Genomic DNA, 219 nt, shown 5'->3' with positions numbered 1-219 from the left:
CGTGATAGACCTCGTTCGGTAGACCTTCATAACGACCTGGCTCGAAGTAAGCGGGGTAAACAACAGCTGGTTCGTCAGATTGCGCTTCTGGCTCGGTTTGTGCTGCAACTGGTTCGGTTTGGTTTACAGAATCGCTGTTTTGGGCGACAGAATCCGCATTCTGGTTCACATCGGCTTGCTGGCCGGTATGTGACTCTTCACCAGTTTCCAGACTGCTTT

The 219-nt window shown here is 51.6% G+C and carries 1 protein-coding gene; it reads right to left on the bottom strand.

Going from position 1 to position 219, the window contains the following annotated elements; genetic code table 11:
• Positions 1 to 219: hypothetical protein (locus tag JSN25_RS17185; protein WP_204525743.1), on the bottom strand; the 219-nt coding region annotated here is incomplete at both ends.

The sequence above is a fragment of the Citrobacter cronae genome (assembly GCF_016893685.1).
GTDB lineage: Bacteria > Pseudomonadota > Gammaproteobacteria > Enterobacterales > Enterobacteriaceae > Citrobacter > Citrobacter werkmanii.
Note: the sequence above shows the minus strand (reverse complement) of the source record. Positions and strands in the feature narration are given on the sequence as shown.